This is a genomic window from Streptococcus vicugnae (assembly GCF_016461705.1).
Taxonomy (GTDB): Bacteria; Bacillota; Bacilli; order Lactobacillales; family Streptococcaceae; genus Streptococcus; species Streptococcus vicugnae.
Genome location: NZ_JAEMHW010000001.1, coordinates 592,361 through 610,029, shown reverse-complemented (window position 1 = coordinate 610,029; position 17,669 = coordinate 592,361). Strand labels below are relative to the sequence as shown.

At 34.4% G+C, this 17,669-nt stretch carries 19 protein-coding genes and 3 pseudogenes; 15 read left to right on the top strand and 7 right to left on the bottom strand.

The window, feature by feature from the left end; genetic code table 11:
- Positions 1–134: 134 nt before the first annotated feature.
- The gene (locus JG537_RS03010; protein WP_199543453.1) at positions 135–1,700 is read right to left on the bottom strand and encodes an ATP-binding cassette domain-containing protein; all 1,566 of its coding nucleotides are present in this window, start codon (positions 1,698–1,700) and stop codon (positions 135–137) included.
- Between the two features lie 162 nt (positions 1,701–1,862).
- Between JG537_RS03010 and JG537_RS03005 the strand changes: the two genes are divergently transcribed.
- The 4 genes from JG537_RS03005 (at position 1,863) to rsmA (ending at position 4,677) form a co-directional block, all read left to right on the top strand.
- A complete protein-coding gene (locus JG537_RS03005; protein ID WP_199543451.1) occupies positions 1,863–2,633 on the top strand; it encodes a TatD family hydrolase in 771 nt (256 codons plus the stop codon).
- Complete coding sequence (gene rnmV / locus JG537_RS03000) at positions 2,626–3,195, top strand: ribonuclease M5 (RefSeq protein WP_199543449.1); 570 nt, start codon at positions 2,626–2,628, stop codon at positions 3,193–3,195. The genes JG537_RS03005 and rnmV overlap by 8 nt, the downstream gene beginning before the upstream one ends.
- On the top strand, positions 3,192–3,716 hold the full coding sequence (locus tag JG537_RS02995) for a DUF1697 domain-containing protein (RefSeq protein ID WP_199543439.1): 525 nt from the start codon (positions 3,192–3,194) through the stop codon (positions 3,714–3,716). Before rnmV ends, JG537_RS02995 begins: the two co-directional genes overlap by 4 nt.
- Before the next feature lie 88 nt (positions 3,717–3,804).
- Positions 3,805–4,677, top strand: coding sequence for a 16S rRNA (adenine(1518)-N(6)/adenine(1519)-N(6))-dimethyltransferase RsmA (gene rsmA / locus JG537_RS02990; protein ID WP_009855016.1), 873 nt, complete (start codon positions 3,805–3,807; stop codon positions 4,675–4,677).
- Positions 4,678–4,710: 33 nt separating this feature from the next.
- Here the strand turns inward: rsmA and JG537_RS09815 are convergent, their stop codons facing one another.
- The 6 genes and pseudogenes from JG537_RS09815 to JG537_RS02960 all read right to left on the bottom strand — a co-directional run bounded on the left by JG537_RS09815 (position 4,711) and on the right by JG537_RS02960 (position 10,369).
- On the bottom strand, positions 4,711–5,382 hold the full coding sequence (locus JG537_RS09815; RefSeq protein WP_199543437.1) for a CPBP family glutamic-type intramembrane protease: 672 nt from the start codon (positions 5,380–5,382) through the stop codon (positions 4,711–4,713).
- Between the two features lie 17 nt (positions 5,383–5,399).
- Complete coding sequence (locus JG537_RS02980) at positions 5,400–5,570, bottom strand: hypothetical protein (protein WP_157769870.1); 171 nt, start codon at positions 5,568–5,570, stop codon at positions 5,400–5,402.
- Between the two features lie 17 nt (positions 5,571–5,587).
- The gene (locus JG537_RS09705; protein WP_246454260.1) at positions 5,588–5,902 is read right to left on the bottom strand and encodes a CPBP family intramembrane glutamic endopeptidase; all 315 of its coding nucleotides are present in this window, start codon (positions 5,900–5,902) and stop codon (positions 5,588–5,590) included.
- Positions 5,903–6,452: 550 nt separating this feature from the next.
- Positions 6,453–7,846 (bottom strand): annotated as a pseudogene (locus JG537_RS02970) (bacteriocin secretion accessory protein).
- 11 nt (positions 7,847–7,857) lie between these two features.
- Positions 7,858–10,005, bottom strand: a complete 2,148-nt coding sequence (locus tag JG537_RS02965) for a peptide cleavage/export ABC transporter (protein ID WP_199543435.1) — start codon at positions 10,003–10,005, stop codon at positions 7,858–7,860.
- Positions 10,006–10,111: 106 nt separating this feature from the next.
- Positions 10,112–10,369 (bottom strand): hypothetical protein, encoded by a 258-nt coding sequence (locus tag JG537_RS02960; RefSeq protein ID WP_199543422.1) that lies wholly within the window; start codon positions 10,367–10,369, stop codon positions 10,112–10,114.
- A 247-nt stretch (positions 10,370–10,616) separates the two neighbouring features.
- On the opposite strand from JG537_RS02960, the pseudogene JG537_RS09830 reads away from it, so the two are divergent.
- The 11 genes and pseudogenes from JG537_RS09830 to JG537_RS02915 form a co-directional block, all read left to right on the top strand.
- Positions 10,617–10,727 (top strand): annotated as a pseudogene (locus JG537_RS09830) (bacteriocin class II family protein); the annotation flags it as partial.
- A 138-nt stretch (positions 10,728–10,865) separates the two neighbouring features.
- Positions 10,866–11,537, top strand: coding sequence for a CPBP family intramembrane glutamic endopeptidase (locus JG537_RS02950; RefSeq protein ID WP_199543419.1), 672 nt, complete (start codon positions 10,866–10,868; stop codon positions 11,535–11,537).
- 176 nt (positions 11,538–11,713) lie between these two features.
- Positions 11,714–11,947: a Blp family class II bacteriocin gene (locus JG537_RS02945; RefSeq protein ID WP_199543415.1), complete on the top strand. Its 234-nt coding sequence runs from the start codon at positions 11,714–11,716 to the stop codon at positions 11,945–11,947.
- Between the two features lie 19 nt (positions 11,948–11,966).
- Positions 11,967–12,155: a class IIb bacteriocin, lactobin A/cerein 7B family gene (locus tag JG537_RS02940; RefSeq protein WP_006531876.1), complete on the top strand. Its 189-nt coding sequence runs from the start codon at positions 11,967–11,969 to the stop codon at positions 12,153–12,155.
- Between the two features lie 238 nt (positions 12,156–12,393).
- Positions 12,394–12,468: pseudogene (locus JG537_RS09850) on the top strand (ComC/BlpC family peptide pheromone/bacteriocin); the annotation flags it as partial.
- 5 nt (positions 12,469–12,473) lie between these two features.
- The gene (locus tag JG537_RS09845; RefSeq protein ID WP_447464613.1) at positions 12,474–12,641 is read left to right on the top strand and encodes a Gip family bacteriocin immunity protein; all 168 of its coding nucleotides are present in this window, start codon (positions 12,474–12,476) and stop codon (positions 12,639–12,641) included.
- Positions 12,642–13,525: 884 nt separating this feature from the next.
- Positions 13,526–14,539: a DUF6568 family protein gene (locus tag JG537_RS02935; protein WP_199543407.1), complete on the top strand. Its 1,014-nt coding sequence runs from the start codon at positions 13,526–13,528 to the stop codon at positions 14,537–14,539.
- 321 nt (positions 14,540–14,860) lie between these two features.
- Positions 14,861–15,061 (top strand): hypothetical protein, encoded by a 201-nt coding sequence (locus JG537_RS02930; protein WP_009855003.1) that lies wholly within the window; start codon positions 14,861–14,863, stop codon positions 15,059–15,061.
- A 199-nt stretch (positions 15,062–15,260) separates the two neighbouring features.
- Positions 15,261–15,587 (top strand): LytTR family DNA-binding domain-containing protein, encoded by a 327-nt coding sequence (locus JG537_RS02925; protein ID WP_009855002.1) that lies wholly within the window; start codon positions 15,261–15,263, stop codon positions 15,585–15,587.
- Positions 15,588–15,603: 16 nt separating this feature from the next.
- Positions 15,604–16,335 carry a response regulator transcription factor gene (locus tag JG537_RS02920; RefSeq protein WP_199543405.1) on the top strand — a complete coding sequence of 244 codons (732 nt, stop codon included), beginning with the start codon at positions 15,604–15,606 and terminating at the stop codon, positions 16,333–16,335.
- Positions 16,336–16,342: 7 nt separating this feature from the next.
- Positions 16,343–17,650 carry a sensor histidine kinase gene (locus JG537_RS02915; protein WP_199543402.1) on the top strand — a complete coding sequence of 436 codons (1,308 nt, stop codon included), beginning with the start codon at positions 16,343–16,345 and terminating at the stop codon, positions 17,648–17,650.
- The last annotated feature ends 19 nt before the right edge of the window (positions 17,651–17,669 follow it).

Genomic DNA, 17,669 nt, shown 5'->3' with positions numbered 1-17,669 from the left:
TCCTTTTTACGAATGTTAAACCAATTAATTTTTATAAATGTTAGGATATTATTGTATCTTATTTTTCAAAATAAGTAAAATAGTATTTTTTTACATAAAAAAACGAATAACAAAAAGGAGGTAACTAAGAATGTTCAGAGTTTTATAATTTGATCAAATAAAGCTCTATTTTCATCGTATAAGTGGTGAGTAATCATGATGACAGTGAGTTCGTTTGTTTGTAGTAGCTTTCTTTCGATATCAATAGCAGTTAGCTTATCAAGATTAGATACCGCTTCGTCCATAATGACAATTGGCTTATTACCGAGTAATTCTCTAGCAATAGCAATTCTGGCAGCTTGACCTCCAGATAAATCATCTTGGAAAGTAGTATCTAAGCCTTTGTCGATAAACTTATCCACATGTGCAAAAGTTAAAACCTCTTTAAAAAAATTCTTACCCACAGAACGACCAAGCGTGAGGTTAGTACGTAATGTATCTTTAAAAAGATGAGTTTTCTGCGGAATTAAAGCAAAAATATTTTGTAAACTTTCTAGTGATATTTCTTGATAGTTATGGCTATCTAAATAAATGTCACCGTCATAATCTGTTAATTCTCCAGTTAAAATACGAATGAGTGTTGACTTCCCTGCACCTGAGCTGCCAATAAGGGCAACTTTTTCGCCTTTTGAAATTGTAAAGTCGGGAAAGGTAATTTGTTTTCCATTATCGAAACGGAGACTTAACCGATGACAAGTGATGTTTTGGTTAAAATCTGTTAGACTAATAGTTCTTTTGGTTGAAATTGTTTTAGGGTATTTATCAATTAGTTTAGTAGTTGCTTTATATGTGACGATATTGTATGCAGCTCCTCTAGTGTAATTAAATAGGCAGCTAGTTAGATTAGCAATTGAAAAGATAACCCCCGTAGTGATTTCACCCTTGATAACTAAATAACCTGTTGCAATGAAGATTATAACTTGTGCGATAATACTTGACATCATGGAAAGGGAATTAGCGCTACTTGATTCTCTAGTTAGCGTGACTTTAGATTTGATAAGTTTACTAAAATCAGTTAAAATACGATTTTTAAAAAAGTCGGTTTGATTATTGTGATAGAAGATTTCAAAGCCCTCTAGGTAGTCACTTGTTCTATTTAATGCTTGATTAGAGGTATTGGATACTTCTTCGGTTCTTAGAGCGATTTTTCCCTCAAAAACTTTAGGAATAAAATAAACGAAGGTTGTCATTATAATACTGACGATGAGTAATAACCAGTGGAAATAGATAATGGCAAAAGCATTTAAAGCGACTGTTACAATACTTTCAATAGCATCATAAAATTGTTTGAATCCATTATCTTTTAAAAGATTCATATCATTAATCAACCATGAGTTGTATTCAGATTTGGTGTGATGGTTATTGCCAGAATAAGTGTTAACAATTAAGGAATTTAGTAAATCATCTCGTATGAAATTCACTTCTTTTTGGCAGAGTTTTTCTTTCAGACTATCTTTCCAAATTTGTAGAAGACTATAGCCAGCCCAACAAAGAACATCAATGCAAGACCAAAAAATAAATTGGTTCCAATTGCTTTTTATTAAGGCATCAAGCATCCATGTTAAAGAGAGAGAACTCATAACATTAGTTGCAACCCAAAGAATGATAATAGTGATTAAAATAAGATTTTCTTTTTTTAACTTCCACAAGTAAGATAGCATAATCAAGATTTCCTTTTGTTAAATATACCTTTATTATAAAGAAATATCGCTATAAAGCAAACGATTGCATAAGAATATTTTTGTTGAATATTATATCTAATTTTCCCTGATTTTCCTGGCACTTGCTTTGGTGTCTTTTGTGGTGTGTGTTATAATAAAAGCATGGAAATTTTCGATACACACACGCATCTTAACGCTGATGATTTTGCTGGTCGTGAAGCAGAAGAATTAGCCCTCGCTAAAGAAATGGGCGTCACTCGACATAATGTTGTCGGATTTGATACACCAACTATTAAACGAGCTATTGAGTTAGCTGAAGAATACCCTGAAATTTACGCTACAATCGGTTGGCATCCAACTGAAGCAGGTTCTTATAATCAAGAAATTGAGGACATGATTGCTTCAAATCTCTCACACCCAAAAGTGGTTGGTCTTGGTGAGATTGGTCTTGATTATTATTGGATGGAAGACCCAGAAGACGTTCAAATTGAGGTTTTCAAACGTCAAATTCAACTTTCTAAAGAGCATAATCTGCCTTTTATTGTGCACACTCGTGATGCTATGGAAGATACTTACAAAGTTATCAAAGAGGTCGGTGTTGGACCATGTGGTGGCATTATTCACTCATTTTCAGGTTCTTTGGAAATGGCAGAGCGCTTCGTCGAGCTTGGCATGATGATTTCATTTTCAGGTGTTGTTACTTTTAAAAAGGCTCTGGATGTTCAAGAAGCCGCGCAAAAATTGCCACTTGATAAGATTTTAGTTGAAACGGATGCACCATATCTTGCACCAGTTCCAAAACGAGGCCGTGAAAATCGCACGGCTTACACACGCTATGTTGTGGATAAAATTGCAGAGCTACGCGGATTGACTAGCGAAGAAGTGGCAAAAGCAACATCAGACAATGCAAAGAGGTTATTTAACTGTGACTGAAAAAATTAAAATTCAAGAAGTACTTGTTGTTGAAGGGAAAGATGACACCGCTAACCTGCGTCGTTTTTATGATGTTGATACTTATGAAACACGAGGTTCAGCTATCAACGATGACGACCTTGAACGCATTGAAAAACTAAATGACCTGCGTGGGGTCATTGTCTTTACAGATCCCGATTACAATGGGGAACGCATCCGTAAAATCATCATGAATGCTATTCCTAATGTCAAACATGCCTTTTTAAATCGTGGTGAAGCCGTTCCAAAATCAAAAAGTAAAGGCCGCTCACTTGGTGTTGAACACGCTAGCTTTGAAGACTTACAAAAAGCTCTCAAAGATGTTTTAGGAAACTTTGATGATGATAATCAATTTGACATCACAAAAGCTGATTTGATGCGCATGGGGCTGTTAATGGGGGGCGATAGCCGCAAACGCCGTGAATATCTTGGAGAAGAACTCCGTATTGGCTACAGCAACGGTAAACAACTCCTTAAACGCTTAGAACTCTTTGGCATCACTCTGGCTGAAGTCGAAGAAGCTATGGAGAGATATGAGGGATGAAAAAAGTTGCGCTTTTACGGGGAGTTACGCCAGTTGGGCAGAATCGTATTCCTAAAATGGCTTATCTGGCAGAGATTTTAACAGAAGCAGGTCTTGAAAACGTCAAGACTTATATTCAAAGTGGCAATATTGTTTTTGAGACGGATTTAGCTGATGATGCTATTTGCACCTTGATTCATGATACGATTAAGGAAAAAATCGGAGCTGATTTATCTGTTGTTCTTAAAGAGCAACCGCAGCTTACAACGGCAATTATTGAAAATCCCTTTGATGAAAGCTATGACGTTTCACGTGTTCACCTTGTTTTTACAAATGACCAGTTTTCGCAGGATAAGTTAGCTGACCTGTTAGAAACTGACTTTGGTGATGAGATCTTGCGAGCAGGAAGTGAATGCCTCTATCTCTATTTACCAAGAGAAGCCAAGAAAAAACGACTGAATACCAATTATTTAGAAAAACAATTACACATCACAGCTACCATGCGAAAGCTCAGAAGTGTTTCACGTTTAAGCCAGATGTGATACAATAGTAACTTGCATTGACAGAAACGAAAGGAATGACAAAACCTTATTCTGGGGATAACTTGTGGATAAGGTAGTTAACTAAATTATGAGAATTGCTGATTACAGTGTGACGCGTGCTGTCCTTGAGCGTCATGGATTTACCTTTAAAAAATCATTTGGACAGAACTTTTTGACAGATACTAACATTCTACAAAAAATTGTGGATACTGCTGAGATTGATAAGAATGTCAACGTTATCGAAATTGGTCCTGGTATCGGTGCTTTGACAGAATTTTTGGCTGAAAATGCTGCTGAAGTTATGGCGTTTGAAATTGACGACCGTTTGATTCCGATTTTGGCTGATACGCTTCGCGATTTTGACAATGTCAAAGTCATCAATGAAGATATCTTGAAATCAGACCTTCAAAGCCGTATCAAAGAATTTGCTAATCCAGACCTTCCAATCAAGGTTGTGGCAAACCTTCCTTACTACATCACAACACCAATCTTGATGCACTTGATTGAATCAAAAATCCCATTTGCAGAATTTGTCGTAATGATGCAAAAAGAAGTGGCGGACCGTATCTCAGCAGAACCAAATACCAAAGCTTACGGTTCACTATCAATCGCGGTGCAATACTACATGACAGCAAAAGTTGCTTTTGTTGTACCACGTACAGTCTTTGTACCAGCACCAAATGTGGATTCAGCGATTTTAAAAATGACTCGCCGTGAACAACCGCTCGTTCAAGTCAAAGACGAAGATTTCTTCTTCCGTGTTTCAAAAATTAGCTTTGTTCACCGCCGCAAAACCCTTTGGAACAACCTAACAAGCCATTTTGGAAAAGCAGACGAAACCAAAGCCAAACTTGAACAAGCGCTTGAAATCGCAGAAATCAAACCATCCATTCGCGGAGAAGCCCTCTCAATTGCCGAATTTGCCAAATTAGCAGACGCCTTAAAAGAAGTCGGATTATAAAAATGAACCCCAGTCATTATTATGGCTGGGGTTTTAGGTTAATATCATAAAAATGATTTTAGGACCATAGTTGACTAGAAAATGTAATAAAATCGGATAATAAATGGATTTTGTCCATTTAAAAATCAATCCCAAAGAAAGCCCAGCTGGGATATACTGAATGAAATCAAACCATGACCAAGATGACCAGATAACATGAACGGATGCAAAACAGATAGCAGACACTAAAATATCTAGGTGGTAACGTGAATGTTTAAAATAAGTTGACATGAGAACACCACGATAAAATAATTCTTCATTAATTAGCGCAACAATGCCACCCCAATAAAATCTCACTAGCAATACATTTTCTGCTGAAATTATCCGACTCTCATTTAATAATTCTTGGTTTAAAGATATGGGGAGATAACAGAGAAGCGCAGCTGAAAGGGCAAGATTTGCTAGAGCTAGTAATACAACAACTCTAACATAGTAGCTATGAAACTTCACTTTGAAAAAAGCTCTGCCATTTTGTTTCAATAAATATCCCACTAATAATAAACTAACAAGGGTGTAATAAGCGCATAATAGAATGGTCCCCAAAAAATCATTAATGGCATATTCGGTAACGATTTTTCCTAACAGACATGGGAATGAACGAAAAAAGATGACATAAAAAAGAAGAGGAGAGGCAAGTAGAAGTTTTTGTTGATACTGATTTGACACCTGATATTTCTCCTATCTTACTGTTTATAAACTTTTAAAAGCACCAACACGATGTAGATGAAATAAATGCCTGTATAGATTAATTTTTGTTGATAATTGAGAACGTTTAGTAATATAAAGCGTACCCAGATATAAGTAACTGCCAATAATGTTAACAGATAACCATATCGTTTTATGAATTTTTCCATAATATCTCCTTTTGTATTTATTGAGCAAAGAAAACAAATGCAATCAGATGCCAGCTCAGATAAATATTCCACGCCATGTGAACAAGAATTGATGGATAAATCGAACGTGTTTTTCTAAAAAGAATCGCTAAAATTAAACCAAGAAAAGCATAGTTTTTAAATACCTCTAAACTAAAACCATAAGAAGATAGATGAGCTACTGAGAACATTACAGCAGATAGTAAGCAATCTAAGTAAAACTTTGATTTCTCAAAAAAACTAGTCATCAAAACACCACGATAAACTAACTCTTCTAGGATTGGTCCGATGATAAAGGGTTGTAATGCTACCAAAAACGCCTGCGGTGAGTGACGGAAAAATAGTAAATCGTTCTTTATATCTCCACCAACAAATAAAAGTTTATTGAAGTAGGTGTATATCACCCCAAAAGCAAGCAAAATTAATAAATAGTCTAAAGGTTTTAGCGATGTTATTGAAATATTTCTGGTCTTATCCGTCTTAGGTAAATGACTAATACCACAACAAACAGAATAGTTAAACTATTAAGAAAGGGGTAAAAATAATCTGTTAATGGTAAATCAAACCGTTTTAAAATAGTAAACATTACAAACTTCAATCCAAATAGATGACAATAGATAAAAAATATTGCCAATAGTTTTGGAACTAGTAAGTTCTTTAGTTTTTCTATCATAAGTACTCCTTTAATAAGATAGTTACAAGTTATTTTATCAGAATGTATCATCTTTTTTTATCCAAGTCATAAAATGTTGTTTTTTAGTCGTAAACAGTCAAATTTTAAAGAATGATGACCATTCACGACTGATTTTTGCTGTGTGATGACTTAGAAAAATTAAAGCCAGCCATTTATTATGGCTGGACTTATCAAAAATCTTTTAATAGCTTGTCTTTGTAATAATTAAAGAAAGTTTTTTTGCCGATAGTGCTGATTGTTTTGCCTTGTAAACCATATTTTAATTTGGAGCTATCTTGTTTATCAACGGTGGCTAGTGCTGTCACCTCAAAGACATTTCCTTCTTTGGTTTGTGTGGCGGAACTTGCGATTTTGCTGATTTTGCCAGTGATAACAATGGCGTGATTGCTAATTTTTTCAAGGGTTAGGCGAACAGTCTGTCCTTTTTTCAATTGACTAACATGAGTGGAGTCAACGTAATAGCGGATAGCGACTTGCTGTGTTTTGACAATATCTGGGTAAATCTCTGCAATCTGACTGCCTTGCGGCAAGAGCGTTTGCCCTTCAAATTCATCAGAAACATGTAAAATGCCACTTTGACTAGCTTTTAAAACGGTGTCAGCTTTGGAGAGATTTGTCTGGTCAAGCTGCGCTTGCAAATTTTCTTTTTCTTGAGTAATTTGTGCGAGCTGTGTTTCAGCTTGTGTCAATTCCTGCTGACGTAAGCTTTCAATTTGACTAGTGGCACTAGTGTCATAACTTCCCGTTGAATAATTGGAAGCAGCTTGTGTTTGCAAACTAGAGATAGAGGCATTAATGCTATCAATCTGCCCTTGTAGGTCTGTTAAAAATTGATTTTTAATGCTTTCTTTGCTAGCAGAATTGTTGTCAGTTGAACTGCTTTGCGTATCAATTGTTTGAATTTGGCTAAGATAGCTATTAAGAGTAGCTGCATATGGATTATTGCCAGATACGTTTGTTTTATCAGTTTGAATAGCATCTTTAACTTCTTGATATTGACTGGCTTGGGTTTGTAGGTTAGCAATCTGATTTGCGATAGCTGCATTTGCTTGGTTGACACCAGCTTCTTGTTTAGCAACTGATTGGTTTGATTGAGAAACTTGAGCAGTAATTGTTTGAGATTGATTTAAAAAACGCTCAACGGTTGCTGAATAACCAAATTCATCATCACCTGTAAAAAGGTTTTGTCCTTGCTTTAGACTTTCTTTCAATTGATTGAGTGCTTCTTGTTGACGTTCATATCTTTCGATTTGTGTTTGAATGGCATTAAGTTGACTATCTTCCAATTTGTCGGAGTATTGGATGAGTAGATCCCCCTTTTTGACTGCCTTATTTTCACTAAGATTATTGGTTAAAACGGTGTTATTGCTACTTGATTGAACAACAGCGATGACTTTTGTTGGTCTAATACTACCAAGTGTCGTAACGGTAATTTCCTTTTTACCAATGAGAGAAAAGGCAAGGAGAAAAAGACCAAGAGTGTCATTGGAATCACTAAGACAGTCGCAAAATTATGATAACGCCTATGATAAAATTCAGCAGATTGAAATAATTTAGGATTCATATGTTCTCCTTTTATTCATGAAATAACTGTGCATAGAAACCTTGATTTTGGATGAGTTGTTTATGATGCCCTTCTTCGATAACTTGTCCTTTATCTAGAACAATGACACGGTCAGATTGTTCAGCAATGCTCAAACGGTGGGCAACAAAAATAATAGTCTTGTCTGTGAGAGATAGTAAATTTTTAATCACACGTTTTTCCGTTAGAACATCAAGACCACTTGTGGCTTCATCTAAAATCAAGACGGGAGCTTGTGTCAGTAAAGCGCGTGCTAAAGCTAAACGTTGCTTTTGCCCACCAGATAACCCAGCACCATCTGAAAGTTCGGTATGGTATGCTAGTGGCATCGATTCAATATCAGCACGGATTTCAGCGATTTCACAAGCTTTCAGAATTTCTTCTTGCGTGATATTGTCAGGTGCTCCCAAGGTTAAATTTTCTAAAATCGTCCCTGAAAAGACGTAAGACTGTTGTGGTAGGTAATTAATGTATTGGCGAATGGCTTTTTTATCAATGGTTTTTAAATCGTAGCCACCAAGGGTAATCTGTCCATGGTTAGGTGTGTAAAAATTGACAATCATTTTAGCTAAGGTTGTCTTACCAGAACCGCTGATACCAACTAGGCTAATTTTTTCACCCTTCTTAATGTGTAAATTCACATGACTCAGCGTGTCACGACCAAAACCATATTTATAAGAAACATCATCAAAAACAATATCTCCTTGTAGAAAATGGCTGTCATTTAAGAGTGGTTTGCTATCAAATTCAGATGACACTAAGTAAACTTCGTTGAGACGATTGTTAGCTACTTTGGCAGATTGTAGTTTGGTTTGCAGATTAATAATATTTTCCATTGGTGTTGTAAAGTACGACAGAAGCGTATTGTAAGTAATCAATTGTCCTACTGAAATGTTCCCAGCCATGACTAAATGTGAACCATACCAGAGAATAGCGACGTTTAAAATCAGCTGCGCTCCCTGTTTTAACGACGTTTGCACAGCTTCATACTTACTAAGCGTAAAACTTTTATCCAAATAATCCACAAATTCACGGTCAATATTTTGATAACGGACTTCCTCACTAGTCAAAGATTTAATTGTTTCAATACCATTGATGTCTTCGATAATCGCAGAGCTAACCATAGAATTGGCTTGCATGACATCGTGATTCATTCGCTCAAAAGGTTTCATAAAAGCCAAAATAATAATAGCATAGATAGGCAATGCTATTAAGGTGATGAAAAAAAGATTGGCATTTTGCAGAATTAAGACACTTCCGACAATAAACAAAATACTCACATCTAAAAATAAAGAGAGAATCGTTGATGCCAGTGCATCAATAATCGAGTTAGCATCGGTGAAACGTGAGATAACTTCACCTGTCCGCCTTGTGGCAAAAAAGGACATGGGCAATTCAAAAATGTGACGAATATAAGACAAAATCACGTCAATCGTTAACCGTTGGCTCAGCACAACAAGTAAATAATTTTGTGAAAAGCTCATGATTTGTTGCATTATGTAGGTTACAATCAACCCAACCGAGACAATACCAAGAGTGGATTGCAAATGATTAGGAATATAATCGTCTAAGATTCCTTGCAAATAGTAAGACCCAACAATATTAATCAAGGTCACGAGCAAACTTGCCAGAATGATATAAGTTAGCAGTGCCTTTTGTTTGAAAATAATTGGTAAAAAGCTTGTTAAGCCATTTTTCTTATCTTTGTGCGGTTGATAGTGCGGAGCAGGCGCTAAAAAGATAGCAACTCCAGTCCATTCTTTGGCAAAATGCGCTTTGGACATTTTAGTGACCCCAACGCTCGAATCAGGGTCACCGATAATAAGATAATCTTTTTTGGCTTTGTAGATAACATAGTAATGCGGGAGTTTGCCTTCTTTATTAACATGAACAATAAAAGGATAGGGAATATCAGCCATATCAAACAGTTCCATATTAGCCTGAATGGCGCGTGTTTCAAAGCCGATTGCTTTAGCTGCCTCAACTATCCCTAATGCTGTTGTCCCTTCCTTAGTTGTTTTGGCTAATTCTCTCAAATGAGCCAGCGAGAAATCTGATCCATAATGCTTGGCAACTGATGCCAAAGCTGCCACACCACAGTCTCGCAAATCAATCTGACTAACATATTTATATCTTTTCATAACCTTTCCCTTTTAAAAATGAAACTAGAACTATTGTGCCATAAAACAAGATTAAAAAACGCCCAAGTCGTAAAAAGTCAAAAATAGGTCGCAAACGGTCAAGAAATTATTTTTCTTTACCATTCTTCCAAAGAAAAAATCTGATTCGGATAAAAAGATATGCTTCTAAGATGAGATAGGTAAATATTAAAAATAATGAAATAATAGATAATACGATTGCCACTTGTCGATTGATTTCGATGAAAAAATAAGTAATCCCTAGCAGAAGCAATGTAAGTGGTGCAAGCCAAGAATCAAAGACAGTTTTCAGCTTTTCTAAAAAAGCCAAGGTGCGTGATGAAATAGTAAAAAATCGTGTTAGCATGGTCCCAATCTTCCCCTTTTTCTTAGTAACAATTGTTCATTATGCCATAAAAATAACATTAAAAATACCCAAGTCATAAAAAGTCAAATTTAAGTCGCAAACGGTCAAAAAATCATGAAAATACAAAAAAATTTACCATTTACGACCTAAAAACAACAAATTACGACTTGGGCAAAAAAAGATGAAATATTCTGATAAAATAAATTTTGTCAATCGCGATGACAAAAAATTATTGGGAGGTATTCAAATGAATACAAAAACTTTTGAACAATTTGATGTAATGACAGATGAAGCACTTTCTACTGTGGAAGGCGGGAATCAGGTAGCATTTGAAACTGGCGGTGCTGATTGGTATGGCTATGTTACATATTGTAGAGATGGGATTCACGTTACCCCGTGGCCTTATGTTTGTCCAGAGAAACGTGGGAAGAAATGATAATTAATCACGGAAGAAGTCATTTTTTGACTCCTTCCGTTTTTAAAAAAAGGAGTATTTATGATAGAAAAAGTAAAGAACTCACTTGCTCCAAAACTATTGGCAATATTTTTTATCTATTGTCATCTATTTGGATTGAAGTTTGTAATGTTTACTATTTTAAAACGGTTTGATTTACCATTAACAGATTATTTTTACCCTTTCATTAATGCTTTTACCATCATATATACTATCATGTTGGTGATATATCTAAGGCGAAGAAGACCAGAAATGTTCAGCATTAAAACGCTGCAACCCCTTGATTATCTATTAACCTTGCTTGCTTTTGGGATGATATACGCCTACTTCAATAAACTGTTATTTGTTGGTGGAGATATAAATAATGATTTACTATTTTTTCGTCACTCACCGCAGGCGTTTTTGGTAGCATTACAACCCTTTATCATCGGACCAATCCTAGAAGAATTAGTTTATCGTGGCGCTTTGATGACTAGCTTTTTTGAGAAATCAAAGTTTTACTTAGATTGCTTACTATCTGCTGTAATGTTCTCAGTGGCTCATCTATTTTCTTATGGTGTTAGTTTAGAGGTATTTAAAAACTATGCTTTTCTTGGTTTAATTTTAGCGATTCTTTTTAGAAAAACACGTTCGATTTATCCATCAATTCTTGTTCACATGGCGTGGAATATTTATCTTGGCTGGCATCTGATTGCATTTGTTTTCTTTGGTTAGTAAAAAATAATCATATAAAATATTTAAGATCAGTCGTGAATGGTAACTATTTTTTAAAATCTTACTGTTTACGACTAAAAAATAACGTTTTATGACTTGAACGAAAAAAGATGGAATATTCTGACAAAATAAATTTTGTCATCGCGATTGATAAAAATATTTTAGGAGGTATTCAAATGAATACAAAAACTTTTGAACAATTTGATGTAATGACAGACACAGAACTTTCAACCGTTGAAGGTGGAAACAAATGTGTTAATGCAATTTTTGGTGGCGCATTAACAGGTGCAGGATCAGGATTTGTAGGTGGTATGGCAACGCTTGGTGTTACTTCAATTCCAGGAGCATTTGTTGGAGCCCATTTTGGAGCAATAGCTGGTGGCTTATATTGTGTAGGTGCTAGTCTTTGATATAAAGAGGTATTTGAGGATGAATGATAAATTTCATGAAATGACAAACTCAGATTTAGAGTTAGTTTCTGGTGGAGGAAAAGTTGGAGCAGCAGTTGGTGGCTGTCTCGGAGGTATGCTTTTAGCATGGGCAGGCGGTCCAGTTACCGCGACAGGATATGCTGTTGTATGTGGTACTGCAGGAGCAGCTGCAGCATATTTTAATTGATATAATGATGGGGAGTGAATTAATTAGGCTTGTAGTAGCTCAAGTCATTATATATGTTCTATTCTATTTGTTTGACAAAAAACATAGAGAGATGTACCCTAGATTATTTATAATAACACTACTATTTACAATAATTATATATTTTTCGTCATAAATATATAGTTTAGCTATTATATAATCTATTCTTGAAAAACATAGTATTATTGTTGCTAATTTAGTATATTTCGGTGTTACTACTGCAGCTACTGGACCAATTACTGGAGGTGGAGCTGCAATGATCTGTGTGGCTTCGGGTATCTCTGCCTACTTATAGAATATATGATTATAAAATATAGTATTATTATTTTTGTTAATTTAGTATGCTATTTATTAATTTGCAAAGTATTTAAAGTTTCGACTGAAGAGCGAGAAACGATCGGTAAAGTTTTATTGATTTTATCAATTGTTTATGTTGTGGTAGATATTCTGTCTAATATGTTTAGATAGGGATTTAAAAATTTTATAGTGTATTACTATTATGATAGTCACACATTTTCAAGCTGATAGATTGCCTATCAGCTTTTGTTTTAATCAAATTTTACCATTTACGACCTAAAAACAACAAATTACGACTTGGTCGTACATTAACCGCACAATCTGTTAAAGTAAAATCTGTCAGTTGCGATGACAAAAAATTATTGGGAGGTATTCAAATGAATACAAAAACTTTTGAACAATTTGATGTAATGACAGATGACGGAAGTTTTTGTAGATGAAAAATTGGAGAGCTATTCTAAAAAATATACTGTTTTTGGCAATGGGAGCGAAGGCAGTATTATCGACAGACGGTATGTTAGTAAAAGGAGTTCTCGTTTTCTTCACAATGTTTATATTGTATAGTATAAATAAAGCAAATTAATTTCTATGTACTATTCTATTTTTGTTATTTTATTCTGCATTATCTTAGCTATAATTTTTATTGACGGTTTCTTTATTAAGAAAAATAATAAAGCCTCATCTTATATCATTTTTTTGACTTGTTATGTTTTAAGTCAAAAGGAAGCTAACACTAGTTTTCTGACGATAGTCTGTTTGCTTATTTTGCTATTGATATATTATGAAAATAGAGATAAAAAATAATAACTATTATTGATAATCAGATTCATATTTTTATGGCAATAATATTGCCTGAAAGAATAATTTATAATGTATTACTATTGTGATAGTCACACATTTTCAAGCTGATAGATTCCTATCGGCTTTTGTTTTAATCAAATTTTACCGTTTATGACCTAAAAATGACAAATTACGACTTGGACGTTTATTTCCAAGAGAATTTGTTAAACTGAAATGGTCAATCGCGGTGACAATCTTAATTAAAAGGAGATTTTATGAAAAAGAATATTTTTAAATCAACAATTTTATTATCTGCAACTGTTTTATCAATGGCAACCGTTTCTGTCTTTGCTGATGATGAGCTTGTGCCTACAACTGAAACGACAGAAGTTGTGGATAATGGAGATAATGTTACAGAAAATCTAGCAACAGATATTATTGAGCCATCAAATGATATTTCAGAAAGTCAATCCGAAAAAACTGAGGAGGTATTATCAATTGAAACGGCTGATAATTCATCAGTTATAATGGAATCAACCGAAGCAACGGAAACGATAGAATCAGACACATCAGATGAGCCAGAAGAAGCTGAAGTCACTATTTCCCAATATGAAGAAAATGTCGCAGACTTTAATCACGTTCCAATGACAGATGTTTATGCTATGTTTACAGAGGACGGAAAAGAGCATGTGATTTATGTTGGACGTCCGACTTGTTACTATTGTCGTCAGTTTTCCCCAGCTTTAAAAGAGTTCAACACTTTAATGGATAATCGTCTAGAGTATTACAATACTGACAGTCAGGATTTTGATGAAGAAGCAGCGAACTTTCTTTTTGGAACAGTCGGTATTCCAGGAACGCCTACCATTATCCGTTTGCAAAATGGTCAAATCGTGAGTGCGTGGATTGGTGGTGGTATTTCTGGACAAGAACTTTATGACTATCTCTTTTATGGGAAAATTCCAGCGGCTATGGCAGCAGCAATGGCTGAACAATCAAATGAAGATAATACAGAAACGATAGCATTTGACACTAAAGAAATAAAAACTGATTCTAATATTCAGAATGTGATTTTTTTACCGCAAAATGATGTTAAAACCACTGAAAAAGCCTTAATTGTTCCAGAAAGCCCACAAGCTTTCTCTAAACATGAAACAAAAACTAATAATAGCAACGTCCTACCTAAATTAGGCATTAAAGCAAACAACTTTTCAGCATACGGACTGTTAATTTCTCTGTTTGGACTGATTTTAATGAAACTTGGCAGAGGAAAAGTAGCAAATGAATGATAAAGTTTGTAAAAATAGTTTATACACAGCTCTCATATTTGACTTTCTTGGAATATGCTTAATGTTGTTTAATTACTTTGTGTACAATAAAGATTTTTGGAATTCAACAACTTACAATTTATTATTTGGCGGGTTGTTTGTGTTGCTTTTATGCAAGAATTATTTCAAAAAAGATAAAAAATAGCTATTCGCGACTAAAAATTGGTATTTTACGACTTTGGCGAAAAAATCCTCGGAAAAGATATATACTTTATGTGTGGACAAGCTAAAGCGATTAGCTAAACTTGTTCAAAATAATATTGAAGCATAAAGGAGACTATTATGGTAACTAAAATCGTTGGTGTTGTGTGCTTATTAATAGCAGTATTTCAATTTTATAACACTTATAAGTTGTTTACTGACACTAAAGCAAATGGCAATGAAAACACATCGCAGTTTCTGTTGGCTAGTTTATGGAGCGGCGGTCTATCTGGGATTATTCTTTTTATTGTTGGATTAGGTTTGTTACTCAATGTCTTTTAATCACTTCTCTAATATGGAAAAACAAAAATTATCCACTAGTTGTTAGTGTGTTTAATTTTTGTTTTTTAGTATATCAGAATATCATTTTACTATGTTACAATAAAAAGTGACCGTTCGTGACCTTATTTTGTCTGTTTATGACTTGGAGATTTTTTTATCAGTATTTCCTTTATAATGTTATTGGAGGGAATAATGATTTATGAAATATTTTAAATTTACAATTAACAGGCGAGATTATAAATTGGCTATTGACGATATCCTTTTTATTCAAGTCTCTAAGGAAAAAATTCATATGGTCAAGGTGGTAACCGCTGATGAGGAATATCACATTTATCATCAATTAAAAGATATTGAAAGAGAATATCATCAGTTCTTTAGGTGTCACCGTGATACTTTGGTAAATAGGGATAAAATACGAATAATGGATAGAGAGCAGCGACTTTTATATGTTGGAGATGAAAAGCGACCTGTACATTATGCACGAAGTAAAGGAAGTCAACTAAAAGAAATCATCTCAAATGACTGATTTTTAGAGGAGATTTATGTTAGATATTTATGTACTAGAGGATAATATCATACAGCAATTTCGTATGGAACGCGAGATTGCGACCATTATGGCAAAAAATAATTGGGACTATCAGAGAATAGAGGTGTTTAGTTCCGCAAATGAGATTATAGCTAAGGCAACTGAAAAAGGAGAGCATCAAATTTTCTTTCTTGATTTAGAAATCAGAGACGACGAAAAACAAGGAATTGATGTCGCTAAAGCTATTCGTGAAAAAGATGCAACAGCTATCATTGTTTTTGTAACAACTCATTCAGAATTTATGCTGCTGACCTACCAAGCGTTAGTAGGGGCAATTGATTTTATTGATAAGAACCTGAATGACCAAGCATTTAGTGAACGCATAGAGTTGTGCCTAAAGGAAGCCATGAAACATCAAAATGATAATTTCGGCGAAAACTCCTTTTTGTTTGAAACTCCTAAAGCACGTGTGCGCATGCCATATAGTGACATTCTCTATTTTGAAACCTCTCCTGCTGTGCACCGCGTGATTTTGCATACGAAAAATGACAGAATGGAATTTTATGCAACGATTGCAGAGATTGCTAAATCAGACAAACGTCTTTTCAAGTGTCACCGTTCTTTTGTCATTAATGTGGATAATGTAGTCAGATTTGATAAAGCGACACGGTGTGTTTACTTTGAAACTGGAGACACTTGCCTAGTTTCGAGGGATAAAATAAAACCTCTATTAAATGAGATGAGGTGAAAAGCTAATGAGCAATTATCTAAGTGAACTAGCTTACTATCCTGTGATTATGTTGATTTACTCTAATGTTAGAGGAGCAAAGCTGAAATTGTGGGAAATAATAACGATAGCTGTTACTTTCTTTGTCATTGATTTCACATGGTTTTACACTATTATCGGTCGTATTTTAATTTTGATGCTTCTATCTTATTTGAGAGATAAAACCTTGCCTTTTTCTCTATACGTATTTTATGGGAGTATTCCATGGGTTATAGAGAGTGCTTTTAAAAGAATTATTAGCTTCTTTATTATTCCATTTTTTAATTTTAGTTATACCGATTTAGATAAAAATAATTTATTATTTGTCATTGTAGAATTTTCAATAGTTCTGATGTATTTTATGATGGTGAAGTTGTTCAAAATTAACTTTCAAACTTTTATTGAACTAAGTGAGATAAAGAATCTACGAAAGAAACTAATATTTACAGATGTAACAATGATGTTTTACTATGTCATGATTGAATTTCTAACAGGTATGGAAGTTTATGGTGGTGTCCCAAACTTGGTTTATCGCCAATGGTTGGTAGTTCTCTATTTCACTTTCTTCATTTTAATGCTGTTTTATATGAATCGCTCTTATCAAAATTGGCTTGAGAAAGAAGTGTCGTTAGCGCGAGAACAAGAACTGCATTCTTTGTCAGTGTATAGTAAACAAATCGAAAGCCTATATGAAGAACTAAGAGCTTTTCGTCATGATTATGCTAATATCTTAGCGAGTTTAAAAGAGGGAATCGACCAAGATGATATGAGCATGGTGAAGAATATTTATAATGCCGTTTTAGAGGATTCTGGAAAGTTTATTCAACATAGTCGCTTCAATATTGGACGATTGACTAATATTGATAATGATGCGATAAAAAGCCTTTTATCAGCTAAATTTTTAGAAGCGGAATCTCATCATATTGAGGTAGAATTAGAAGTTAAAGATAAAATTGGAGCTCCAGATATTCCTTTGTTAGATTATGTGCGGCTCGTCTCCATTTTATGTGACAATGCGATTGAAGCGGCTATTGAAGCTGAAAAGCCTGCCATGATTATTGCTTGTTTCTATCAAGGAGATGACTATTTACTAATTATCGATAACACCACAAAAGAAGAGCGAGTTCCTGTGGAATTGATTTATCAGAAGAATTATTCAAGTAAGGGCTTTGGACGAGGTGTTGGTCTTAAAACGGTTAACCAGATGTTGAAAAAATATCCAAATATGTCGGTACAAACATCAAGTAAAAATTATCATTTCAGACAAACAATACGAATCAAAAAATCATTCGACTGAAATAGTCGAATGATTTTTG